Raw genomic sequence first — 24,359 nt, 5'->3', positions numbered from 1 at the left:
TGTCTTAACCTTGCTGTCGGGTCGACGTCGCGGCGACGCTGATGCCGCCGCGGTCACCGCGGTTTGCGAAACCGGCCTCGGCAATCGCCACGGTCGCACCCGGCCTGCAGGCGAGTGATCACGGTGCGTCAGTGAATACCTTCCGCTACCTGGTGCAGCCCGTGCGCGACGTCTGTCAGCGCCTGATCGAGGTCTGTTTCGTCGCTCGATTGCAGAGATACGAAGAGACCGTCGAAGAAAGCCAGCGCCAGCGGGGCCACGCGCTCCGCGATCCGATCAGCACGTTCCTGCCCATAGGTGGCGTAGCTGGCGGCCAAGTGAGCCCGGATCGTTTCCATGGCCTGCCGGCGCACCCCCGCCACCTGGGCCTGAATCGTCGGCTCCTCCTCAAGGTGCAGCAGGAAATTCATGTAAAGAGCCAGGAAGCTTGGGTTGTCCGCGACAGCGACGGCGCTCTGGCGCAGCATGTGCTCCAGTGCCGCGCGGGGGTCCTGCTGGTTGGGGCCGGGATTCGCCGCAGCGATGCTGGCGAAGAACGCTGAAGCCCCCCGCTCCATCACCGCAGCGAGCACGCCCGACTTTGATGTGAAGTGCCAGTAGATGCTGCTCGAGGGAACACCGGACTCGCGAATCAGGTCCACCATGCTCGTGGACCAGTAGCCCCGGGTGGCCATCAGGGCCTCAGCAACGCGGAGCACCTCTTCGCGAGTGTGTTCCCCACGGGGGGTGGCTGCGGGGCGTCGTGCGGGCATGGGTTTGAGTATACGGTCCCTCCGGAGGGAAAGCTTTTCGAGCTGGGCCCTTGTCAAATATGCAGTCGACTGGAATGATCAATCTAGTTAGATTGGATTGATCAATCCAGAATGCCAGAATTTTTCTATCACAATGAGGTGGCTGCATGACCCGCACGGAATCCAGTCCGGACAAGTACGACGCCGATGTCGCGATAATCGGCTACGGCCCGAGCGGCGTCGTCGCAGCGAGTTACCTGGGCATGGCTGGTATATCCACCGTCGTGCTGGAGAAGGACAAGGATCTGTATGTCCGGGCTCGGGCGGTCACGGTCAACGACTGGACGCTGCGGATCTTCCAGGACTTCGGTATCGACAAGCGGGTCAAGGCTGACATGGATCCGTGTCGGAGCATCACCTGGAAGACCTACGCGAACAAGTTGGTGTTCCGAATCCACCCCAAGCCAGATGTGCTCGGCCAGCCCTCGGCGATGATGATTTACCAGCCGGAGCTGGAAGCCGAAATCCGGCGAAATGCGGAGCAGTACGATTCACTCGATGTGCGCTTCGGCCACCGCTTCACAGGATTAGCCCCGACCGCCGAGGGCGTGACGGTGAGCGCCACGGACGCGGACGGCGGCGAATACACCCTTCGGGCGCGCTACGTGCTGGGTGCCGATGGCGGCAGCAGTCTCGTTCGCCAGGAAACCGGCCTCGAGCTGGTCGGCGAGACCCGACCCCGGCGCTGGTTGGTCATCGATGGCGAGGTCCTGAACTGGTGGCCGGAGTGCAATGAGCTCGTCTTCTGGGCCGACCCGGAACGTCCGGTGGTCGATATCCCGTTAGCGAAGGGCAATCACCGGTGGGAGATTCCCCTGAGCGCGGAGGAGACCGACAAGGACTATGACACCGAGGAAAGCATCTGGCCACTGTTGAAGATGCTCGGCATTGACGAGCGCAATGCACGCATCACAGGCTGGGCGTTCTACAGCCACCATCTGCGTCATCTCGAGGAGTGGCGCAACGGTCGCACCGTCCTGATCGGAGATGCGTCGCACCTCATGCCGCCGTGGGCAGGCCAGGGTATGCAATCGGGAATCCGTGACGCGCAGAACGCTGCATGGAAGCTCGAGGCGCTGAGTAAAGGCCTCATCGGGGACGGTCTGTTGGATACCGTCCAGGCCGAGCGTTGGCCCCACGTGAAGATGCTGACCGAGATGTCCGCGCGGCTCGGCCAGCTCGTTGAGGCCGACAAGCCCGCCGTCGTCAAGCTGCGCAATGCCGTGGGTCCGTTGGTCATGCGCCTTCCTGGTGTGAACCGCGTGCTCCAGCCGAACAGCGAGCAGAACCGCTTCGAACGTGGGTGGGTCACGGGGACACCCAGCCGGAAGAACGCGCTGGGCCGGATGATTCCGCAACCGGAAGTGTACGACTCGCGTGGGAGGGTGATGCCACTCGACAACCTCATTGGACAAGGATTCGTCGTGCTCGGCCTGGACAAGGACCCACGCGCGGCGATGACGCAGAGGCAGCGCGAGGACTGGACGCGGCTGGGTGCACGATTTATGACGGTGCAGCGGTCCTCGGCGACGTCCGACGAGGGGGACATCGTCGTCGACCACACCGGATCCCTCCGCGCCTGGTTGTCCCGATTCCGCACCAGTGTGGTGGTACTCAGGCCCGACCGGTTCGTGGCCGCGGCCGACCCGTCCGGCCTGGATGTGCCGCCACCGCGCGGAAACCTCGACCCGCCGACCCGCCCCGCTGTCACTGCGGTGCCGACCCGCATCCACGCCTAAAAGGGAGAGACATGACCGACATCACCACAACTGACATTCAGGTTGGCGACTGGCACCTTCACACCCACCAGGCCGGGAATCCAGAGGATCCGACGGTGCTGTGGCTGCACGGCTCCGGTCCGGGTGTGAGTGCGCGATCCAACTGGGAAGCCTTGATTACCAGCATGCCGGGTTATCGGCACATCGCCCCGGATCTCTTGGGCTTCGGTGACTCCTCGCACCCCGAGGACCTACCGGAGGGCGTGGGCGCCTCGGCGCGCCTGCGTGCCCAGGCCATCCTGCAATTGCTTGACGTGCTTGGTGTCGACCGCACCCACGTGGTGGGGAATTCGATGGGTGGCATGGTCACGCTTCTCATGCTTAAGGATCGCCCGGAACTCTTCGATCGAGTGATCCTGATGGGGAGCGGTGGTGCACCCATCCCGCCGACACCGGACCTCATTCGTATGGTCCGGTATTACGAGGAGCCCACAGCCGATGCCATGCTCGAGCTGCTGGGACGCTTCGTGTATGACACGAGCGGCTTCGGAGACTCCATTCGCCAGATTGCAGAGGACCGCGCGGTTTTCGCCGGCAGGGCAGACATTCAACGGTCGCACGAGCGCACGTTCACGCCCGAGGCCGAACCTCTTTGGTTCCCCGGCGAGGCTCTTGCCGGCATTAAGCACGAAGTTCTGGTGGTGCACGGCCGCGAAGACCGGATCATTCCGGTCGAGGCCTCCTACCATCTGGCGCGTCACCTGCCCAATGCGCAGCTGCACGTTCTGCCGCACGCCGGACACTGGGTGCAGATTGAGCAGGTTAGTCGGTTCCGGGACCTGGCCCGGTTGTTCCTCAATGAAGAGTCACGAACGAAGGGAATCTAATAATGAGCGACGTATTCGGGTCGGTGCACCTGGGCTACATCGTCATCGAGACCAACAAGCTGGCCGACTGGAAGCGCTTCGGACTCGATGCCATCGGAATGCACGTCGACGAGCTCACTCCCGATGTGACCAGGTTCCGGATCGATGATCGGGAGTGTCGGTTCCTCCTGCAGCGCGGACCAAAAGAGGACGTCACCGCGTTCGGATGGCACGTCGACGATCATGAGACGTTCGACATCATTCTGGGCCGGGTCGCGGCGAGCGGGCTGCCTGTCATCGAGGGCACCCCGGAGGAGTGCGCGCTGCGCGGCGTGGAGCGACTGTGGCGCATCGCGGGGCCGAAGGGAGTGGCCACGGAAATTTTCACCACGGCGCTCATCACGCCCGCTCCTCTGCACATGAAGAACCGGGAATTCGTGACCGGGGACAGCGGAATGGGGCACGTCGCGATCGCCGCCAAGGACGCACTGAGCCTGCACGGCTACTACAACACGCTCTTCGACGCGCGGCTCTCCGACTACATCCTGGAAAAGGTCGGCCCGCTTGACCTCATGATCCGGTTTCTGCGCGTCAACGAGCGCCACCACTCGGTGGCACTGGCAAACGTTCAGCAATTCCCCGTCAACCCGATCCAGTCGGCCGTGCAGCACATCAACATCCAGGTCGCCGACCTGGATGACATGGTGGCAGCGTTCGAGCGGGTCAAGGCGTTGGGATTCAAGATGGTCTGGTCCGTCGGCCAGCACACCAACGATCGCGAGCTCTCGTTCTATTGCCAGACGCCGTCCGGCTTCGAGCTGGAAGTCGGCTGGAACCCGGTCCTGGTCACGCCGGAACTGGAGGCCACCTGGGAGCCGACCACTTACCAGGGCATCTCCATCTGGGGACACACCCATGTGGGAGAAACCATCATCGACAAAATGAATGCGTTCCGCAATATGGTCGGATCGCTCCGCGAAAAAGAGCAACTGGTTCCGGAGCTGAGCTCCACGGAGAAGATCAAAGCCTTGCTCTAAGGCAGCCAAAATGACCACGGAGGGCTCCACGAGCGAACGCGGGGACCGCTTGGGGCTCCCCACGGTTTGCCTCTATACGGATGCCGGGATGGCACCCGCGACGAAAACCCCTGTGCAGCCAGCTGTTCTGTCGAAAATTTGCCACATCAATACTGCCGAGAATGACGGCAGAGAATGGAGCCGGCGTGAACCCCACCCGTCCAAGAGTCTTCCTCCTGCAGTTTGCCGATGAGCTGCTGACCGCTACGGAGGCCCGGGAGCCGGTGGCACCGCTGCGGGACAGGCTGGAAGCTATGACGCTGCAGGATGCCTATGACATTCAGGATCTGCAGTTCCAGCATCACATCGCCGGTGGGCGGGTGCTGGCCGGCCGCAAGGTGGGCTTGACCTCGCTGGCGATGCAGCGGCAGTTGGGCGTTGATTCGCCTGACTTCGGCTTCTTCTTCGAGGACATGGTGCACCATGACGGCGCCCGGATCCGGGTGAATCAGTTCGTTCAGCCCAAGGTGGAACCCGAGTTCGGCTTCGTCCTCAAGCACTCGCTGCACGGTCCCGGCGTCACGCTGGATCAGGCAGCGGCCGCGATCGGTGCGGTTTACCCGGCGATCGAGATCATCGATTCGCGGATCAGTGACTGGGATATCAGACTCGTGGACACTGTGGCAGACAACGCCTCCTGCGGTGCCGTCGCCGTCGGGTCGACGGCGCTCGACGTCGATCCGGCTGACCTGCTCGATGTCATCTGCTCACTGGTCATTGACGGCGAAGTCACCGGTTCCGGTACCGGGCGGGACGTGATGGGGAACCCGGTAGCGCCGCTGGCCTGGCTCGCGAACGTCCTGGGCGAACAGGGCGTCGCGCTGGAGGCCGGCCAGTTGATTCTTCCCGGATCCTTCACGGTAGCCATGCCAGTCGTCGCTGACAGTACGGCGACGGCGGACTTTGGCCCGCTGGGCTCACTGACCATTCACTTCACAGACTAAGGACACCCACCATGGCCAAGAAAACCGCCGCGATCGTCGGCTCGGGCAATATCGGCACCGACCTGATGTTCAAACTGATGCGCCGCAGCAAGAACATCGAGGTCAAGTACATGATCGGTGTTGATCCGGCCTCGGACGGGCTCGCCCGCGCCGCCCGCCTCGGCATCACCACCTCCGCCGAGGGCGTGGACTGGCTCCTGGCCCAGGACGAACTCCCGGACTTCGTGTTCGAATGCACCTCGGCGAAGGCCCACCAGGTCAACGCCCCGAAGTACAAGGCCGCCGGGATCCACGCGATCGACCTGACCCCGGCCGCCGTCGGGCCGTACCTGTGCCCGGTCGTGAACCTGGACTCCCTACAGGATGTCCTGAACGTCAACATGATCACCTGCGCAGGCCAAGCGACCACCCCGGTCGTCGCCGCGGTGTCCTCCGTGGTCCCGGTGGAGTACGCCGAGATCGTTGCCTCCATTGCCTCGAAGTCCGCCGGCCCGGGCACCCGTGCCAACGTCGATGAGTTCACCGAGACCACGGCCAAGGCCCTGGAAGTCGTCGGTGGGGCCCGGCGCGGCAAGGCCATCATCATCATCAACCCGGTGGAACCGCCGATGATCATGCGCAACACCGTCTACTGCTCCATCCCCGCCGCCGCCGCCGAACCCGGGGAACTCCAGGACAGGATCCGCGCCGCCATCGACGCCGCCGTCGTGAAGATCCAGGACTACGTGCCCGGGTATTCGCTGCGCGTGGAGCCCCAGTTCGACGCCGCCCGGGAGGACTGGAACGGCAACGGCCGGGTCGGGATCTGGATCCAGGTCAAGGGCGCCGCGGACTACCTGCCCGAATACGCCGGCAACCTGGACATCATCACCGCCGCCGCCACCCGGACAGCTGACCTGCTCGCCGAACGTATGGACGCCGTCCTTCCTTCCACTCCCGTAGGAGCCTGACCATGACCGCCACCCCCGACACCACAGCACAGAACCTCAGCGTCCGCCTCACGGACACCACGCTGCGCGACGGCTCCCACGCCATGAGCCACCGGTTCACCGAAGACCACGTCCGCTCCATCGTCCGGGCCCTCGACGACGCCAAGGTCGAGATCATCGAAGTCACCCACGGCGACGGCCTCGGCGGCTCCTCCTTCAACTACGGCTTCTCCCTCACCCCCGAACTGGACCTGATCCGCGCCGCCGTCGACGAAGCCCGCAACGCGAAAATAGCGGTGCTCTTGCTGCCGGGCCTGGGCACCATCCACGACCTGAACCAGGCCCACGAGGCCGGCGCCTCCGTGGCCCGCATCGCGACCCACTGCACCGAGGCCGACGTCTCCATCCAGCACTTCGGCCACGCCCGCAAGCTCGGCATGGAAACCGTGGGCTTCCTGATGCTCTCGCACCGGGCCACCCCGGAAAAGCTCGCCGAACAGGCCCGCATCATGGCCGACGCCGGCTGCCAGTGCGTCTACGTCGTGGACTCCGCCGGAGCCCTCATCCTCGAGGACGTCTCCGACCGGGTCTCCGCCCTCGTCGCCGAGCTCGGCACCGACGCGCAGGTCGGGTTCCACGGCCACCAGAACCTGTCCTTCGGCGTCGCGAACTCCGTCTTCGCCGCCCGGGCCGGGGCCAAGCAGATCGACGGGACCCTTCTGGCGCTGGGCGCCGGGGCGGGGAACTCGCCCACCGAGGTCCTCGCAGCCGCCTTCGAACGCCTCGGCATCCACACCGGCGTCGACGTTCACGGCGTCATGGCTGCGGCGGATGACATCGTCAAGCCCATCATCACCCGGATGCCCGTCATGGACCGCGCCTCCATCATGCAGGGCTACGCCGGGGTCTACTCCTCGTTCCTGATCCACGCCGAACGCGCGGCCGAACGCTACGGTGTCCCGGCCTGGCAGATCCTCGAGGAAATCGGCCGGGCAGGCTACGTCGGCGGACAGGAAGACATGATCGTCGACGTCGCCGTCCAGCTCGCCTCCGGAGTACGCGTCGCCTGAGTACCAGATTCGAAAGCAGGGGGCGTCGGGCGCAGTGAGTCCGACGCCCCCTGCTTCCCGACACACGTGAGGCACCCATGAAATTCATCAGATTCGACGACTGGCCAAGACTCCGCGGAGCCGAGGTGGAGATCTGGCTCAACGGCACTCTGCAACGAACCGGCGTCATCGACGAAGCGACAGAAGACTGCGCAATCGCATGGGTGGCAGCCGAGGCGAATGAACCCCGCCGTCTCCTTGAGCGTGCCAGCGGATTCGAGCTAAGGATCTGCCCCGAACAACTAGTATTCAGGGCGGCGCCACCGACGCCCGGAAGACAGTTCGGACCTTAGAAATACTGTCAATGCAAGCAAAGACTGCATTACAGCCGACGTCGTGCCGCCTTCCAGCCCTGAGCATGTTGGGAATGCCGAGCATTCTCAACTGCTGGGTTTCAGTCTGGGGGAGGGCCCCGACAAGGAGTTTTCTGCGCCGGACTGCATCAGATGCATGATCGGCCGCGCACGGGTTGTACCCGATGGTGGACTGGGCCTCCACTCTTTCTGCCTTATCGCCAAGCCGGCAGCGGCCTGAAACCGAAAACAAGGACTCCGGAGAGCAAGGTCTCCGGAGTCCTTGTCGTATTCAGCTAGCAGCGGGTGGATCGTCCACCGGTGGCCGCCCAGACGAACCAGGGCATCCCCGCATCCGGTGTTGATAGCCGAGCTGGAGATACCGCGGCCGCACGCAGACGAGGGAGCACATAGAGGCCCCAGCAACTCTGCGGCGAGGAATCATCGGGAGACGGACCAGTGCCATCGACACCGGGCCTGAGCAAGCCACCCCCGACCTGGATGCCTGGGCCGAGTACACGTGCAACGCCACCGCACTGGTCGAGCCTGATGCCCTCCCTCGCGGGAACCGCGATGCTGTTCCTGGCCGCAGCGAGTAAGGACAAAACCGCGGCGCAGGCCGCGCTCATGGTGCAGCTGATCAACACCGCCTTCGCCGTGTAGGAGATGCATGCCCAGTCCGGCCGCACCTAGGGGATCCCGGTTTGATCATTGCTCAAGTCGGAAGGCCCCAACCCGGTGAGGGTCGGGGCCTTCCGACTGTTTCAGGCCGGCTACCGCACGGAGAAGTAGAGGTCGGAGTACTGGCTCTCCGTACCCGAGACCGGCTCGGAGACTCCGTGGCGCAGTGCCCACATGCGGCTACACACGCTGCCGAGGGCACGGACGTTCTGGTCGACTAGCAGGATCCCGATCCTTCGGTGAATGGCCTCTTCCATCAGCGAGCTCAGCAGTTGCGTTACGATCTTCGGGGCGAGGCCGAGGCTCAGCTCGTCGATCATGAGGATGCTCGGGCGTGCGGCAAGACCGCGCGCGATCGCAACCATCTGCTGCTCGCCGCCGCTCAACGTGCCGGTGCGACGCTTAGCGAGCTCTGGGAGCCGCGGAAAGAGGGTGTAAAGACCCTCAAGCTCCCCCTCTGAGAGCGGCTTGCCGTTTGCTATGGCGCCGACCTGGATGTTCTCGAGCGTCGTGAGACCCGCCATCATCCCGCGCCCTTCGGGCACGTGCGCGATACCGAGAGCGACCGCGGCCTCGGGACGCGCCGGAACGTCGTGGCCACCGATGGTGAGAGCGGTCGCCTGCCGGCGTACCAAGCCGGAGATCGCGCGCAGTGTGGTCGACTTGCCGGCGCCGTTCGGGCCGACCAGACCGACGACCTCGCCCGGTGCAACGCTCAAATTGACGTCGCGGAGCACCGGGGTGATGCCGTAGGCGACCTTTAGTCCGGTGACGATTAGGGTTGCTTCGGTCATGAGACACTCACTCCCAGGAAGGCGTCGACCACGACCGGATCGGAGAAGACGGAGTCGAATGAGCCGGACGCGATCGACTTGCCAAAATCGAGCACTGTGACATCGTCGGCGAGTCGCTGGAGGAACCCCACGTGGTGGGAGATGACAAGGACGGTCGTGCCGCGGGTGACTGCGGCCTCTAAAATCCCCGCCATCACAGCCATCTCGTCGCTCTCCAGGCCGGCGGTGGGCTCGTCGAGCAGGAGCAGACGCGGCTTTGAGGCCAAGGCCCGTGCGACGTCAACGACCTTGAGCTCGGCGAGGCTCAGCTGGCTCGCCGGGACATCCCAGAGTGATTCCGGGATTCGGGCGAGCGTGAGCAGTTCTGCTACGAGATCAGCCGATCGCTCAACGTCCACGGCGTACATGCCAAGCTCGACATTTTCTTTCGCGGTGAGCGATTTGGCCAGTGCGGGGTGCTGGAAGGTGCGCGCGATCCCAAGGCGGCGCAAGCGGGAAGGATGCAGCCGGGAGAGTTCGTGGGTGCCGTCGAACGTGATAGTTCCGTCGTAGCGGATGTAACCGCAGATGGAGTTGAGCAGCGTGGTCTTGCCGGCACCGTTCGGGCCGACGATGCCGTGGATTGTTCCTTCCCGGATGGCGATGTCGACGTCCTGGAGCGCGTGGACGCCACCGAAGGACACCCGAAGCGCCTCCACTGTGAGGATCTCCTTCGACCCGCCGCGGCGGGGAAGCACGGTGGTGAGGGTCTCCTTCGACCCGCCGCGGTGGGGAAGCACGGTGAGGTTCGCGTCTGCGCTCCCGGTCGCTGCGAGCGTCCCCGCTGGAATCGGGGGCTTACTGGAGGCCGCCTTGCGGACGGTGCGTATCGCGGCCAATAGTAAGCCGCGTAGACCAGTCGGCATCAGCACCAGGACCAGAAGGATGACGAGGGCGAGCACGATGCCGCTCGTCGAGCCAGCCCCGAACGATAGCTCGGTGACGATGGCGTAGAAGAGAGCGCCGAGGATCGGACCGTACACCGATCCGAGACCGCCGAGAACCACAATCATCGCCAGGTAGATCGATTGGTACGGGGAGAATGCGTCCGGAATCAGGGTGCCGAGCGACTGCCCGAAGAGGAATCCGGAGACGGCGCACCACGCAGCGGAGTAGACGAAGGCGACAAGCTTGGCGCGGTCAACCCGAGTCCCCAACGATGTGGCGACCGTAGGGTTGTGCCGGATAAGGCGCAGCATTTTTCCGAAACGGGAGCTGACGTAGATCGACGTCGTCAGCGTGGCGAGCCCCAGGGCCGCCAGCGCGGTGTAGTAAAGGCCTTCGCCCTGGTTCAGATCGATGCCGCCGAGTGTTGCAGGGGTGACCATGATCCCGGTCGACCCGTGGGTGATGTCGATGAGCAGGTTGCCGGTGAGCAGCACGACGACGATGAAGGCGAAGAAGAAGCTGACGAGCGAGGAGCCGATCTCGGGCAGGCGCACCATGGGGATGCCGATGAGCGTGGCAATGAGCATGGTGCCAAGGACCGCGAGGACGAGAGCGAGCCACGGGTTCAGCGACCACTGGTCCCCGGCGATCGCGGAGATGTAGGCGCCGCAGGCCACGAAGCCGAAGTGCCCGAAGCTCAACTGCCCGGCGTATCCCATAAATACGTCCAGGCCAACGGCAGCGATGGCGTAGATGAGGCCGAGCGAGAGAGCCGTCTCGATGTTGAAGGTGATGCCGGAGTAGGGGAGTCCGACGAGGAGCGCCGCGGCGACAGCCCACGGGCCGTATTTCGCCAGCATCGGGCGGTTTATGGTCATGTTTACCTCACACGCGTTGCAGGTTGGGCCGGCCGAGGATTCCCCGCGGGCGGTAGAGCAGGGTGAGCAGGAATACGAAGAAGACGAGCAGGGTCGCTACGTCCTTGCCGAAGTAGACGGTTCCGATGCTGTCGATCACGCCCACGAGCATCCCACCGAGCATCGCTCCCTCCATGCTGTCCAATCCGCCGAGAACCGCTGCGGCGAGGGCGAAGAGCAGGTACGGATCGGTGAGACTAACCGAGAGCAAGGTGCTTGACGCCACGAGCACGCCGACGAGCACAGCGACGAGGCCCGAGACCCCCCACGCCATCGCGCTGAGCTTGCGCACCGGAACACCGACGACGGTTGCGGCATCGGCATTGTCGGCGAGTGCGAGGAAGAGCAGCCCCCAGCGGGTCTTCTTGAAGAAGACCCAGGCGACCACTGCGCAGAGAAGGCCGAGCAGGATCGTGGTGACCGACAACCAGGTGATCGTCGCCCCGCCGACCTGGAACGCGGATCCGCTGGGCAATAGCTTCGGGAAGGTGTACGGGCTGTTGGCTCCCCACTCGTGGTCGAGCGCTGCGGAGATGAGCAGGAACAGCGCGAGAGTCCGCATGAGCATGTTCTCGCTGGGGGCGCCGTCGTTGATCCTGATCACTAGCAGGTAGCAGAGGATGCCGGTGACCGCCCCGGCGGCCAGCGCGCAGAGCACCGCTAGCCAGCCGGGGAGGCCGTGCTCCGAAACGAGGTTCCAGACGAGGAAGGCCGAGAGGGTGGCCATCGCGCCTTGCGCGAAGTTCACCACGCCCGTGCACTTGTAGAGCCAGACGACGGCGAACGCGATCATGCCGTAGAGCACACCGCCACTGAGCCCGAGAGCCAGAGCACCGATTAGGAGCGACATAGCGAACCTGCTCCTCAGTTGCCGGAGTTAAGCGGGAAGGTGTCAAGCGTCTTCAGGGCGCCGCCCTGGTTGGTGACGACGTACATCTTCTGCAGGCCGGTGTGCTGCGTCGACGAGAACGTCACGGGCGCGAGTAACTGGGAGAACTGCTTGTCCTTGTATCCCTCGAGCGTCTTGATCACGCCCTCGCGGGTGAGATCCTTGCCGGTGTCCTTGAGGGTTTGGACCAGCAGTTGCGCCGACGCGCAGGCGAAGAGACTGAAGCCGGTGGACTGGACCTTCGGGGAGGCCGCGTTGAAGGCGTCCTCGCACTCCTTGGCTGCGGGGTCACCCCACGGCACCGTCGGGAGGCTGATGACGAGCCGTTCGTCGGCGTTTGTAGTCTTTGAGATGAAGTCGGCGTAGGCCAGCGGAGCCGTCATGAGGATTTTCTTCGCGGGAAAGGCGTCCTGCGCAGAGATCGTGGTGAAGAGCTTGGTGCCGTCGTCCGGCGTGCCGTTGAAGACGAGGTAGTCGGGGCGTTGCTGCTTGAGCTTGAGCACCAGCGGCCCGAAGTCGGGCTCGCCGACCGAAACCGTCTCGGTGCCGAGGAAGGTGCCGCCCGAGTCCTTCACGGCGTTCTCGACGGCGGTCGCCGTTGCGGCAGAGTCGGGCAGCTTGGTGTTGACCAGCAATACCGAGCCGGTGCCGCCGTTCTTGAGTGCCCACGGTACGAGGCCCGAGAGCTGGGCGGCATAGGACGGCATCATGGTGAAGAAGTTCGGCCCCTCGTTCGACGCCGTCCTACCGACGGCAGGCAGAAGGAAGGGGATGTTGTCCGGCTTGGCGACCTGCTGGATGGACGTTGGCGCGATGCTGCCGCAGCCGTTGAAGAACGCAAAGGCCGGCTTCTGCGCCAGCTCCCGTGCGTTGCTGAGTGCCTTCGGTGCCTGGTAGGCGTCGTCGAGGGCCTCGATCTTGATCTGGCGACCGTTCACGCCGCCCTCGGCGTTGACCTTGTCGATCCACGCCTGCGCACCGCGCACGATCGGAACGCACGAGGCCGACACGACACCCGTCAGCGGGTAGGACGCACCCAGGGTGATCGCGTCGTCGGTGACTCCGGCGCTGGAAGATCCGGTGGAGCCGGAGGGGCCGGCGGAGCCCGAGGAGGAGGCTGCGCCGCAGCCGGTTAGGGTGGCCACTGCCAAGGCTGCAGCGGTGAGGGATGCAGCGTACGTGTGCTTCATTGCTCACGCCTTTCTGGGATGGGGGGTGGGACCGCTGGAGCGATGCCGGTCGTTGGTGTCGTGACGGGGGGCCCGTTTCGGCCGGTGGCTCTGTGAGCCAGGACACCATCCCTGAAGTGTGACACTGGTAGCATTCAGTGGAAAAGGACAGGAATCTTTTGAATAACATAAGCAAATCTAATATTTGGTTTTGCGGCGTCTTGGAGTTTTATAGGCGCAGGGGATGTTCCACAGGAGGAACACTGTCGTTTTCTACTGAACCCGAGGTTGAGACAATGGCCGCATGACCGGACGCACTGACATTGGCCCCAGGCGCACCCGCACTTGGACGAACCCGCCAGGCCACCTGAGGCGGATCGAGCCTCGTGGTCGAAGGGCTGCCTCGGTCGCCCCGAGGCGACGGCATGGCGAGGAGGTCAAGGCGTTTGTGATCCTCAAGGAAGGCTCGACTCTCACGGCCGAAGAGTTGCGCTCATGGAGCGAGATCCAGATGGCGGCGTACAAGTATCCACGCGTCATCGAGATCGTGACCTCGCTGCCCATGACAGCAACCGGCAAGATCCTCAAGCGACAGCTGACGGCTGAATCCGGCGCTTCAGATCGCCCGGTATTCGAGGAAAGGACGAATCAATGAAGACAGGCAAATCAATGAAGATTATCGTACTCGTCAAGCAGGTCCCCGACACGTGGGGCGAGCGTTATGTCGGTTAGACGCCGGGCCGCCCGGTTGGCGGCCAGGCACCGAACCTGGCTCCATGACTACAATCACCGAGGCCACACCTCAAGGGGCAGCCACCAGTAATCCGCGTCATTAATTCCCGTGGGTAATACAGCTAGCCTTCTTTAGGTAAATGCGGCCTTGGATTTGATCATCCATCAAATCCAAGGCCGCATTTGAAGAGCCAGCCTTAGACCACAGGAAAAGTCGAATCATCGTCGCTATGCACGACAGCTTCGACGACCTCAGTATTCACGTACACCGGGCGCTTGGCTAGAACCACGACCCCTGCCGCCCCCACCAATCCCCAGAATGCCACCCAGGAACTGATCAGAATGGTAGAGCCAGTCCATCCAAACAGAAGAGTAGCAAGGAATGGCGTCGAGCCGCTGAGGACACTCACGGACAGAGTCTGGCTCACCGCGACCCCAGTGAACCTGACGCGGGGATCAAAGCGGCTTGCGAGCAACGCGGGCTGAGGGGCGATCAGGGCGGCGTGAGCTCCTGCGAGGGCCACAGTCATGACTATGAAAGTCAATGTGGAGGATTTGGAGTCCACGGCGGTGAAGAGCAAGAAGCAGGAGGGGACAGTAATTGCGCACCCAACGAGAATGATCGCCTTCAGGGAGAACACATCGCTGAGCCACCCGAACAGCGGGATGGCGAAAAGGTAAATGGTCGCGGCCAGTAGCAGAGAGTTGAGCAAGGAGCTGCTCGAGATCGATGCGACTGTCGTTCCGTACGATATCGCGTACGTGCTCACTACGTAGAAGAGCACTGATGCAGGCGCAACCACGCCGATGGCGAGCAGGATGTCGCGCCATTGCGTCTTGAACAGTCTGCCAATCGGAGCGCGTTCCCTACTGTCGCCCTTGGCCAGGGCGGCGAAGACTGGGCTCTCTTCAAGACTTAGACGTATGAACACAGTGACGATAAAAAGTACCGAACTCGCGAGGAACGGAAGTCTCCAGCCCCAGGCGGTGAAGGCGTCTCCCGAGATGGCGGTGCTGATGTTCACGGCCGCCGTTGCCAGCAGAAGCCCACCCGGTGCGCCGATGTAGACAAGGCTTCCATAAAAACCCCGTCTGTTGTCCGGAGCATGCTCGACGAGCATAAGGGCGGCTCCGCCATACTCCCCGCCGAGGGCGATACCTTGGGCAAACCGGAGAAATACCAGCAGGGCGGGAGCGAGCCATCCTATTTGCGCCTCGGTTGGAAGGCAACCGATCAACACGGTTGCACCTCCCATCAGGGCCAAGGACCAAATGAGAGTAGTCCGTCGGCCGAGTCGGTCTCCCAGATGGCCGAAAATGACGGCGCCGACGGGTCTGGCGAAAAAGCCCACTGCAAATGTAGCAAAAGCAGCCAAGGTCCCAGCGAGGGGGCTATAACTGGGGAAGAAGAGCTTGCCGAACACGAGTGCGGCGGACGTCCCGTAGATGAAGAAGTCATAGTACTCGAGCGTGGTGCCAGCGACTGTGGCGGCTCCCAGCTTGAAATGATTATTGCGCTTTATGGTTTGTGAAGACATCGGATACTTCCTTTCGAAGCTGACGAGGAGTTGGTAAGCAGGCCATATCTGCCAGGTCGCCTCGTTCTAATGAGCCCTGCTTGCGTTGAACTTCGAGTGTGATGGGCTGCGAAGGGCATGCCGGCGTCCTCATCACGACGTTTTATTTGCCCTTTTGAACTCAGGAGCTCGGTGTGAACGCCTCTGTCAAATCCGAAGGGACCCACGCACGGTTGGCGTCTGGCCGGCGATTCTTCCCCGGACCACAGCCTGGTACACCGATTCCGTTAATTCCTGACGGAGATGCGTCCTCGCACTCCTTAGCGGCGGGTTCACCCCACAGCACGAGCGAATCCGGTCCTTGCTGTTGTGACGGTGGGGCAGTCTAGGTCGGGAACCATGTAAGTCAGACGCCATTCCTGAAGTGTGGCCCGGCCACATTCAAATGGAAAAGGACAAGAATCTTCTAAAGAAAATAAGCGTGACTAATGTTTGGTTTCGCGGCGTCTTGCAGTTTTATAGGAGCAGAGGTTGTTCTATAGAGGAAATCTGTCGTTTTCTACTGAACGCCGAGGTTGAGGGAAGGGCCGCATGACCGGACACACTGATCGCCCGTACGGCGCTTCTGTCGGCCGGTTGGCCTGAGCATGTCCCGGGGATCGCTGTCGACAGGCAGTGCGTGTCGTCGCAAACAGGCGGTGAACTTTGCAGCGGCGAGCGTCCCTGCCGGGCATTGTGACATCGCCGTCGCCGGTGGTGTCGAATCCAAGTCGCGGATCCCGATCTCGTCGGCGGCTTCGACCCTCGGTATTGAGCGGGTCGCGATTCCCCAGATGGTCAGATCTGACAAAGAAGGAACCCGGATGCCGGGGTAGGCAGGGTTCTCCTGCAGCACGGCGCCGGCCCCCGTGACCCTGAACCGTCTAGACTCCTTGCCAACAGCGCGAGAGTCCGCATGAGCATGTTCTCGCTGGGGGCGCCGTCGTTGATCCTGATCACTAGCAGGTAGCAGAGGATGCCGGTGACCGCCCCGGCGGCCAGCGCGCAGAGCACCGCTAGCCAGCCGGGGAGGCCGTGCTCCGAAACGAGGTTCCAGACGAGGAAGGCCGAGAGGGTGGCCATCGCGCCTTGCGCGAAGTTCACCACGCCCGTGCACTTGTAGAGCCAGACGACGGCGAACGCGATCATGCCGTAGAGCACGCCGCCACTGAGCCCGAGAGCCAGAGCACCGATTAGGAGCGACATAGCGAACCTGCTCCTCAGTTGCCGGAGTTAAGCGGGAAGGTGTCAAGCGTCTTCAGGGCGCCGCCCTGGTTGTAGACACCATCAAAATTCTAATCTAATCTAAATTAAACTTGGCGAACGTTTGGGTGCAATGGTGCACCGGAAGGGATCTGCGACGGACCGGTGCCCTTGAAGCCTGAAACGCCTTGCAGATTCTGGATACGGGACAGCAGTCCCTTATCCATGCTGAATCGATTGATAGAGAGAAGAACCGTATGACCGGACGCAACGACATCGACTCGCAAGCGCGCCCTGCGGGGCCGAACCTCCCGGACCTTCCGACGCGGATCGAGCCTCGGTTTTCCAACGCCAGCGACCTTTTTGAGCACGCCTACCGGCAGGCTCCGGACAGCCCAGGCGTCTACTATTTCGACACCATGCTGACCTTTGGGGAGTTGGGCCGGCGGGCGCATGCTTTCGCAGCTGCCCTCCGCAGCCGGTACGGCATTCAGCCGGGCGACCGCTTGGCAATCATGTTGCAGAATGTGCCCGCCGTGCCGGTTGTCATGCATGGCGCCTTCCTCGCCGGCGCCATCGTCGTACCCGTGAGCGCGATGCTGAAAGGCGCCGAGCTCGCCTCCCACCTTGCCGACACCGGTGCACGACTGGTGATCTGCCTCGAGTCGTTGCACGCGACTGTCGCCGAAGTCCTGCCCGGCACCGCCGTTGAGCATCTTGTCGTCACCAGCGAGCTCGAGGATCTTGCCGTGATACCGCAGTCGCTCCGGGGCAGCTCACGCGTCGAGTGCGCAGGGGCCGTCCAGCTGGCGGACCTCGTCGCGGCCCACCGGGGCACCGATACCGTGCCGCATCGCGCCGCCGGTTCCGACCCGGCACTCCTCGCCTACACATCGGGCACGACGGGCTTCGCGAAGGCCGCTGTCGTCGATCACTCCTCGTTCGTCTACGCCGCCGAGTCATTGGGATCGTGGGCCGGCATCGATGAGCGCGATACCACTGTCGCCGTGGCGCCCATGTTCCATATCACCGGGCTCACGGGTCACCTGGCAACCAGCCGGTCCGCCAAGTCACCGCTGCTCTTGATGTATCGCTTTGAGCCAGGGGAGATGCTGCGCCTCATCGAGCGGTGGCGGGGCAGCTGGATGCTTGGTCCTGCGACCGCATTCATCTCTCTGATGCGCCACCCTGACTTCGCTTCCCGCGACCTCGCGTCATTGACCAAGTTGCACAGCGGCGGAGCTCCACTCCCACACGCTGTACTCGAGAATTTCGAGCGAGCGACGGGACAGTATTTGCACAACGTCTACGGCCTGACCGAGACAGCAACCCCCTCCCATGGAATCCCCTACGGCAGTCGGTCCCCAGTCGACGCCGAGAGTGGGGCCGTCTCGATTGGCGTCCCGCTACCGGGCGTCCACGCGAGGATCCTGTCCCTGGACTGGCAGGGTGACGCGCCCGTCGGAGAGGTCGGTGAGCTCGCTTTGGCCTCTCCCACGTTGGCGGCCGGCTACTGGAACCGTCCAGAAGAAACCGCACACGCCTTCCAGGACGGCTGGTTCCACACCGGAGATCTCGCCAAGCGAGACGCGGAGGGCTACTACTACATCGTCGACCGCATCAAGGACATGATCATCGTGTCCGGCTTCAAAGTCTCGCCGCGGGACGTCGAGGAAGTCCTTGGCGATCATCCCGGAATATTGGAAGCGGCGGTCGTCGGCATGCTTGACGACTATCGAGGTGAGGCCGTCCGGGCCTTCGTCGTTCCTCGCGCCGGTCATGTTCTCGATGCGGCCGAGATCGGCGCATTCTGCAGGACGCGCCTTGCTTCCTATAAGGTGCCGACGCGCGTCGAGTTCGTTACTGAAATTCCACGTAACCCCGCTGGCAAGATCATCAAGCGCATCCTGCGCGACCAGCCAGTCAGTCCAATCGAAGCCAGGAGCACCACGTGACCAGCGCCAGTCTGCCCGTCATAGTCATCGGGAACGGCCCAGTAGGCCAAACCACCGCCCTTCTGCTGGCTCGGTGGCACATCCCCGTCGTGCGGTTGGACTCGCGCCCTGCCCGCGACAATGTCGGATCGAAGGCCATCGCCCAACAACGCGACGTGCTCGATATCTGGGAAACCGTCGGCGTGGGTACACGGCTCGCCGAGGAGGGCGTTACCTTTCGTATCGGACGGACGTATTTCAAGGACAAGGAGCTCTTCAGCGTCGAACTGCAGGACGGTCCAGGCGCCTCACCGTTCCCCCCGTTTGTGAACATTTCCCAGCAACGGACCGAAGAACTCATGGACGGGCAGATCGCCGAGCAGCCGCTCATCGATGTCCGATGGGGTCACCGCGTCACCGCGATCAACCAGGACGACAGCGGAGTGACCGTCACGTGCGAAACGGCCGACGGTTCCGTCGATTTGGCGGGCGCCTACGCTGTCGCCTGTCCGGGAGCCCGCGGCGAGGAACTGCGCCAGATGCTCGGCGTCACGCTCGATGGCCACACCTTCGGCGATCGGTTCCTCATCACGGACCTTCGCGTCAACATGCCTGACTGGGCCAACGAACGCCGCTTCTACTTCGACCCCCCGTGGAACCCCGGCCGTCAAGTCCTCATCCACGAGTGCCCCGACTCAACGTACCGTGTCGACTGGCAGGTGCCGGAGGGCTACGACATCGAAGAACAGGAGCGCACCGGAGGCCTCGACGCGCTCATCCGTCAGGTCGTCGATGACCGCGACTACGAAATAGCCTGGAAGTCGGTCTACCGCTTTCATGCCCGTGTCGTCGACCGGATGCGTGTAGGCAAGGTGCTCATCGCCGGGGATGGCGCGCACCTCGTCGCACCGTTTGGCGGTCGAGGTCTGAATTCAGGGGTGCCGGACGCAGAGAACGCGGCCTGGAAGCTTGCCTACGTGTTGCATGGCTGGGCTCCCGAGGCGCTGCTTGAGACCTACCACGAGGAGCGCCGTGCTGCCGCGTTGGAGAACTTGGCGGTCGTCGGCGAGACGATGAAATTCCTGGTGCCGCAGACCGCCGACGATCGTGACTTCCGCACAGCGACCCTTGAGCGCGCTATGACGGACACCTCAGTGGTCCGCGACATCAACTCGGGCCGCATGTCCGAGCCGTTCTGGTACGTCGACTCGCCGCTTACCACTCAGGATGGGCAGCGTCCGTTCCCCGGGCGGCCGGAGATGGGCAAGACGCCGGCGCCGGCACCGGGGATCCTTGTGCCTGACTGCGCGATCACCTTCAACAAGCCCGGTGTCACCCGACTCCGCCAGATCGTCCGCGACGGGTTCACCGTGCTCACCGGCGCAGCTGTCGATGCGGTTGCGCTTGCTGCCGATGTCACGTCTGCGGCGGGACCTGTCCGGGTGCTCCAGATCGAGGCACTCTCGCCGGACCTGGCACACCTGCTGGCTGCAAGGCCGGACGAGGTCTGGGTGGTCCGGCCCGACGGGTACGTCGCGGCAGTGCTCGTCGCTCCAGCGGCATCGGACGTTAATGCCGCCATCGACCGCGCTGTTGCGCGCCCGACGGCAAGTCTTGTCCTGACCCACCTGGGGGGAGGAGACCAGCGTGCCTGATTCATTCGCCTCTTCTCCCGAGATGGAGCTGGTTCACTTCATCCGGGGCGCGAACCTCTCGCAGGTTCCCGAACCCACCCTGACCGTCGTCAAGCAGGTGCTGCTCACCGTGTGCGGCACGGCGCTTGCCGGCGCCGACCAAGACGGTATCGCCGAACTGCGCGATGTACTCGTTGAGCGGGCAGGCCGCCCGGAGGCGCATCTGATCGTATTCGGCGACGCGCTGCCGGCGCTCAGCGTCGCGCTGCTCAACGGCGCGATGGCGCGCGCGCTCGACTACTGCGATGCCATGGTCCCCGGGCTACACCTGGGCTCAGGTGTTGTGCCGGCGGCTCTCGCGGCAGCGGAGCTCAACGGCGGCTGCAGTGGCGAAGAGTTCCTCGCGGCCCTCGTTGTGGGTATGGAAACCGGCTCGCGCCTGAACCTCACCGAGGAACTCTACGACGGCTTCGATCCGACCGGCGTGGCCGGGGTGATGGGTGCGACAGCCGCGGCGGCACGCGTCTGCGGTCTCGACGAGACGCAGACGGTGCATGCTCTGGCGCTTGCCTTCAACCGGTGCGGCGGAAGCTTTCAAAGCAACATCGACGGCTCCCTCGCCGTCCGCCTCATTAACGGCTGGATCGCCTCGGTGGCCATCGAATGCGTGCAGTATGCCGCGGCAGGTCTCACCGGGCCGATGCATTTCCTCAGCGGCACCTACGGCTATGCCCACTTGTTCGCCCGCGGCCAGATCCAGGCCGCGGAGTTCGTCCGGGGCCTCACCGAGGAGTGGCACCTGCTCAAGATGGTATTCAAGAAATATCCGAGCTGCGGCCTCACCCAGGGCGCCACGGAGCTTGCCCTGCAAGCCGTGCGGGATGAGGGCATCGGAGCGGATGAGGTGGATCATGTGGATGTCTTCGTGCCACCGTACTCCTGGCGCCTCGTCGGTCAGCCCTTCAAACTCGGGCCAAATCCCCGAGTGGACGCGCAGTTCAGCGCACAGTCCTGCGTTGCAAGCGCGTTCGAGCGGAAATCCGCGGTGCTGGGCCACTTCGAGCCCGACGCCATTGGTGACCTCATGGGCCTTGGCATCCTCGACAAGGTAGCAAGCTACGAAGACGAGACGCTCGACGAGATCGGTCATACGGCGTGCCGGCTGGTCGTACACACCATCGACGGCCGGGAGTGGACGGGGGAGTTGGCGGTCGCGCCCGGGTTCCCCGGCAACGAACTGGAGCCGCAAGCCCATGTCGACCGTTTCCTGGACTGCTGGGACTATGCAAAGACCGGGCTGCCGGGGATCGCGGCCACCGAACTTCAATCGGTGGTGGCGGACATTGAAACGCTGGACGACGCGCGCAGCCTCCTGAATCACCTTCTGGTGCGAGACAGGCCTCAGGCCTGAGAGGACGCACGCGGGTGAAGATACGGCGCCTGCCCTCGTTCCAGGCAAAAGTCGACGAAGGCCTGGGCGCGCCTGTTGAGGCGGACATGTTTGAGCCACGAGACGTGGACGTTGAGGTCACCAACCGGTTCTTCGATATCCATATTAACGACCGGGTTGCCCTCGTAGGTGCGGTCGTTGGCCGTGTGCTGAACGAAGAGTGCGTACCCCATGCCTCGGCCCACAAGGGATCGGGCCAGCTCCATCGTTCTTGGCCGGTAGCGCACATCGGGGCTCACCCCGAATTGCTCGAACATCCGCAAAGTGTTGTTCTCCCCTGGCGGCACAGACGGCAGGACCATGGGCTCGTCCTCGAGGTCGTGGAGCGAGATGGTGTGCCGTCCGGCGAGTCGATGGTCGGCGGGCAGCAGGATGTAGGGCCGCATGGAGTCGATGACCTCGTGTGCCATATCGGGTCGGACCGCCAAGTCATAGACGATCGCGAGGTCAATCTCGCCCCGGTGCAGTTTGTGCTCGAGCTCGTCCTGGTCGCCTTCGACGAAGTTGATGTTGACGTGCGGGTGCAACGCTGCGAATCCCTGGAGCAGGCCGGGCAAGATTGTGGGCGCCAGCGTCACATAACAGCCCAGGGACAGCACTCCGGTGAGCTCTTTCCGGCCCGAGGCGAGCTGCGACATCTCCTCGGTAATGCGCAGAATCTCCCGGGCCTGCCGCAACAGCTCCGCCCCGGCGGGGGTGAGCGTGACGCCTCGAGCCTTACGGCGGACTGTCAGTCGGGCGTCGAGTGCGTGTTCAAGGTCCGTCAGCGACTGGGACAGCCCGGGTTGTGACACGTGCAACTGGAGGGCTGCTTCGGTCAGCGTGCCGGCCTGCGCGATGGCGACAAAGTATTCCAGCTGGCGGAGAGTGAAATTGGGCCTATTCATAAGCTCATCTTATGTCATTCAAAATTTACTTGTCCTTTTCTTTGGAATGGACGGACAGGATGATTGTCCTATGCAAGATTCCCCCTATGAGGATGCCGTCGCAGTCGTTCTGGCGCTCATCCTGGCCAACGACGCGATGGATGCCGACGTCGTTTCCGCCGCTTTCGAATCCGACGGCATTCTGCGCTTCGGCAATGGCCGAGAGGCTCGTGGAGCTGCACGGGTGCGTCGTAGCCTCGAATCGTTCTTTGGCTCGCTCTCAGGCGTCTGTCACGAGGTACTCGGCGTGACGACCGGCACGTGGAGCGAGGGGACGGTCGTCAGCGTCCAAGCTGAGGTCACGTACACCCGCCTGGACGGCTCAACTGTCGGGCCACTGCCTGTCACCTCAACGGTGCACCTCACGGGGCAGCGCACCGTTGCTCGCTACCAGATCTATATCGATCCGTCGCCCCTGAGCGCGACTGCAGAACCCGCCGCTTCCACCGTCGAGGAGACCCGATGACTGCCCCACCTGTTGCCGAGACCGCCCCCCTTGTGGGGGCGGGTGCCCGAGGTGGACGCTACCTCGACCCAGTCCTGGAAACGATGTCGCGCGACCAGCTCGACGCCTACCGCACGTCCCGACTGCTCAACAGCCTCCAGGGCACCTACGAGCGCTCGCCACTGATCCGCTGGGCATGGGGGAAATCGGGCGTCAGGCCAGAAGACATCAAAACGCTCGCCGACTTCGAAACGTCGGTGCCCTTCATTAACAAGGACTCGCTGCGGGAGTACCGCGACGAGCGCGGCGACGCATACTCCGGCCTGGGCGCCGGACCTTCACCGTCCGTCTGGGGCGCCCAGTCGACCTCGGGGACGACGAGCGATCCGACGCTCCTGCCGTTCTTCGATCGTCACTCCGTTGAGACCCCCGGCTCCTACACGGAGAGCTTCGCCCGTGCGTACTGGGAGCTCGGCGTAAGGCCCGGCGACTTCGTCGCCATGACGCTCTTCACCTTCCGTGGCCCTGTCTGGGCCAATCCGCAGCGCATCGGTGCCACGCCGGTGTTCTTCAATCACGGTTCCGAACTGGGCCGCCTCCTCGACATCGGCCAGCGGCTGCGTCCGTCATGCCTGTTCCTGTTGAGTCAGGCCATGATCTTCGAACTCGCTGAGATGGCCGAGGCGAAGGATGCCGGGGTCCGTGAATGGCTCGCGAGCACTCCGTTCATCTACGGTGGTGAGCCGCTGGGTGCCCGGGCCGCCTTCATCGCCGGCGAGCTGGGCATGAAGCTCTACCAGCACACTGCTGTCGGCGATATTGCGGTCGCGACCGAGTGCCTCGAGCAGAACGGCTGCCACATTCCGGAGGACCAGGTCTTCCTCGAGCACCTGGCTCCGGAATCGTCCGCCAGGGTCGCTGGCGGTGAGGTCGGCGAGATGGTGGTCACCTCGATCGGGGACGGCATCCCGCTCGTGCGTTACCGCTCCGACGACCTGGTCCGTGTCGGTTGGGATTCCTGTGGCTGCGGTCGCTCCCACGCGCGCATCTGGCCGGTCGGCCGTGTAACTGACGGCGTTGTCGTCAAGGCTGTCCGGGTCATGCCGGCCGACGTCTGGCGCTGCGTGGAATCGGTACCTGAGACGCGCAACGGCCTCTTCCAGATCATCGCTTCAGGCAAATCGATGGAGTCATTGCGCCTTCGGGTCGGCAAGGGCGACGCGTCGACGCGTTCCAGCGATGACATCGTCTCCGCGCTCACGGGCTCGCTGGAGGCTGCTATTGGTGTCCCGGTCGAGATCGACCTCGTCAGCGAGGAGTCGCTACTGAGACTCGGTCCGCCACACAAGATCCCGCGAATCGTGAAGGCCTGAGGG

The 24,359-nt window shown here is 63.6% G+C and carries 20 protein-coding genes and 1 pseudogene; 13 read left to right on the top strand and 8 right to left on the bottom strand.

Annotated elements, in window-relative coordinates; translation table 11 throughout:
* Positions 1-128: 128 nt before the first annotated feature.
* Complete coding sequence (locus E5206_RS14595; RefSeq protein ID WP_136323112.1) at positions 129-752, bottom strand: TetR/AcrR family transcriptional regulator; 624 nt, start codon at positions 750-752, stop codon at positions 129-131.
* 146 nt (positions 753-898) lie between these two features.
* On the opposite strand from E5206_RS14595, the gene E5206_RS14590 reads away from it, so the two are divergent.
* The 6 genes from E5206_RS14590 to dmpG all read left to right on the top strand — a co-directional run bounded on the left by E5206_RS14590 (position 899) and on the right by dmpG (position 7,394).
* Positions 899-2,530, top strand: a complete 1,632-nt coding sequence (locus tag E5206_RS14590; RefSeq protein ID WP_136323111.1) for a bifunctional 3-(3-hydroxy-phenyl)propionate/3-hydroxycinnamic acid hydroxylase — start codon at positions 899-901, stop codon at positions 2,528-2,530.
* An 11-nt stretch (positions 2,531-2,541) separates the two neighbouring features.
* Complete coding sequence (locus tag E5206_RS14585) at positions 2,542-3,396, top strand: alpha/beta hydrolase (protein ID WP_136323110.1); 855 nt, start codon at positions 2,542-2,544, stop codon at positions 3,394-3,396.
* A 2-nt stretch (positions 3,397-3,398) separates the two neighbouring features.
* The gene (locus tag E5206_RS14580; RefSeq protein WP_136323109.1) at positions 3,399-4,412 is read left to right on the top strand and encodes a VOC family protein; all 1,014 of its coding nucleotides are present in this window, start codon (positions 3,399-3,401) and stop codon (positions 4,410-4,412) included.
* A gap of 161 nt (positions 4,413-4,573) precedes the next feature.
* A complete protein-coding gene (locus tag E5206_RS14575) occupies positions 4,574-5,395 on the top strand; it encodes a fumarylacetoacetate hydrolase family protein (RefSeq protein ID WP_136323108.1) in 822 nt (273 codons plus the stop codon).
* Between the two features lie 11 nt (positions 5,396-5,406).
* On the top strand, positions 5,407-6,345 hold the full coding sequence (locus tag E5206_RS14570) for an acetaldehyde dehydrogenase (acetylating) (protein WP_136323107.1): 939 nt from the start codon (positions 5,407-5,409) through the stop codon (positions 6,343-6,345).
* 2 nt (positions 6,346-6,347) lie between these two features.
* Positions 6,348-7,394: a 4-hydroxy-2-oxovalerate aldolase gene (gene dmpG / locus E5206_RS14565; RefSeq protein ID WP_136323106.1), complete on the top strand. Its 1,047-nt coding sequence runs from the start codon at positions 6,348-6,350 to the stop codon at positions 7,392-7,394.
* Between the two features lie 1,105 nt (positions 7,395-8,499).
* Here dmpG and E5206_RS14560 read toward each other — a convergent pair.
* Genes E5206_RS14560 through E5206_RS14545 form a run of 4 tightly spaced genes read right to left on the bottom strand, consistent with a single transcriptional unit; the run spans position 8,500 to position 13,124 of the window.
* Entirely contained in the window at positions 8,500-9,201 is a 702-nt protein-coding gene (locus tag E5206_RS14560; protein WP_136323105.1) for an ATP-binding cassette domain-containing protein, read from the bottom strand.
* Entirely contained in the window at positions 9,198-11,006 is a 1,809-nt protein-coding gene (locus tag E5206_RS14555; protein ID WP_136323104.1) for an ATP-binding cassette domain-containing protein, read from the bottom strand. Before E5206_RS14555 ends, E5206_RS14560 begins: the two co-directional genes overlap by 4 nt.
* A 7-nt stretch (positions 11,007-11,013) precedes the next feature.
* Complete coding sequence (locus E5206_RS14550) at positions 11,014-11,895, bottom strand: branched-chain amino acid ABC transporter permease (RefSeq protein WP_136323103.1); 882 nt, start codon at positions 11,893-11,895, stop codon at positions 11,014-11,016.
* A gap of 14 nt (positions 11,896-11,909) precedes the next feature.
* A complete protein-coding gene (locus tag E5206_RS14545; protein WP_136323102.1) occupies positions 11,910-13,124 on the bottom strand; it encodes an ABC transporter substrate-binding protein in 1,215 nt (404 codons plus the stop codon).
* Positions 13,125-13,551: 427 nt separating this feature from the next.
* On the opposite strand from E5206_RS14545, the gene E5206_RS19655 reads away from it, so the two are divergent.
* Positions 13,552-13,758: a hypothetical protein gene (locus tag E5206_RS19655; RefSeq protein WP_240689759.1), complete on the top strand. Its 207-nt coding sequence runs from the start codon at positions 13,552-13,554 to the stop codon at positions 13,756-13,758.
* 274 nt (positions 13,759-14,032) lie between these two features.
* Here E5206_RS19655 and E5206_RS14535 read toward each other — a convergent pair whose 3' ends face one another.
* Positions 14,033-15,373 carry an MFS transporter gene (locus E5206_RS14535; protein ID WP_136323100.1) on the bottom strand — a complete coding sequence of 447 codons (1,341 nt, stop codon included), beginning with the start codon at positions 15,371-15,373 and terminating at the stop codon, positions 14,033-14,035.
* Positions 15,374-15,959: 586 nt separating this feature from the next.
* Here E5206_RS14535 and E5206_RS19850 point away from each other — a divergent pair.
* Positions 15,960-16,152 (top strand): annotated as a pseudogene (locus E5206_RS19850) (beta-ketoacyl synthase N-terminal-like domain-containing protein); the annotation flags it as partial.
* Positions 16,153-16,189: 37 nt separating this feature from the next.
* Here E5206_RS19850 and E5206_RS19485 read toward each other — a convergent pair.
* The gene (locus tag E5206_RS19485) at positions 16,190-16,597 is read right to left on the bottom strand and encodes a hypothetical protein (RefSeq protein WP_136323099.1); all 408 of its coding nucleotides are present in this window, start codon (positions 16,595-16,597) and stop codon (positions 16,190-16,192) included.
* A 254-nt stretch (positions 16,598-16,851) separates the two neighbouring features.
* On the opposite strand from E5206_RS19485, the gene E5206_RS14515 reads away from it, so the two are divergent.
* The 3 genes from E5206_RS14515 to E5206_RS14505 are packed head-to-tail and all read left to right on the top strand — an operon-like array spanning position 16,852 to position 21,573.
* Positions 16,852-18,549, top strand: coding sequence for an AMP-binding protein (locus E5206_RS14515; protein WP_136323098.1), 1,698 nt, complete (start codon positions 16,852-16,854; stop codon positions 18,547-18,549).
* The gene (locus E5206_RS14510) at positions 18,546-20,183 is read left to right on the top strand and encodes an FAD-dependent monooxygenase (RefSeq protein WP_136323097.1); all 1,638 of its coding nucleotides are present in this window, start codon (positions 18,546-18,548) and stop codon (positions 20,181-20,183) included. The genes E5206_RS14515 and E5206_RS14510 overlap by 4 nt, the downstream gene beginning before the upstream one ends.
* On the top strand, positions 20,176-21,573 hold the full coding sequence (locus tag E5206_RS14505) for an MmgE/PrpD family protein (RefSeq protein ID WP_205759942.1): 1,398 nt from the start codon (positions 20,176-20,178) through the stop codon (positions 21,571-21,573). The genes E5206_RS14510 and E5206_RS14505 overlap by 8 nt, the downstream gene beginning before the upstream one ends.
* Here E5206_RS14505 and E5206_RS14500 read toward each other — a convergent pair.
* On the bottom strand, positions 21,564-22,499 hold the full coding sequence (locus E5206_RS14500; protein ID WP_136323096.1) for a LysR substrate-binding domain-containing protein: 936 nt from the start codon (positions 22,497-22,499) through the stop codon (positions 21,564-21,566). The genes E5206_RS14505 and E5206_RS14500 overlap by 10 nt on opposite strands.
* A 70-nt stretch (positions 22,500-22,569) precedes the next feature.
* On the opposite strand from E5206_RS14500, the gene E5206_RS14495 reads away from it, so the two are divergent.
* Together E5206_RS14495 and E5206_RS14490 are read left to right on the top strand one after the other, a co-directional pair.
* A complete protein-coding gene (locus E5206_RS14495) occupies positions 22,570-23,004 on the top strand; it encodes a hypothetical protein (RefSeq protein WP_136323095.1) in 435 nt (144 codons plus the stop codon).
* Complete coding sequence (locus tag E5206_RS14490) at positions 23,001-24,356, top strand: phenylacetate--CoA ligase family protein (protein WP_136323094.1); 1,356 nt, start codon at positions 23,001-23,003, stop codon at positions 24,354-24,356. The genes E5206_RS14495 and E5206_RS14490 overlap by 4 nt, the downstream gene beginning before the upstream one ends.
* Positions 24,357-24,359 lie beyond the last annotated feature (3 nt).

The sequence above is a fragment of the Arthrobacter sp. PAMC25564 genome, assembly GCF_004798705.1.
Classification (GTDB): Bacteria; Actinomycetota; Actinomycetes; order Actinomycetales; family Micrococcaceae; genus Arthrobacter.
This window is presented reverse-complemented; position numbering and strand designations above follow the sequence as displayed.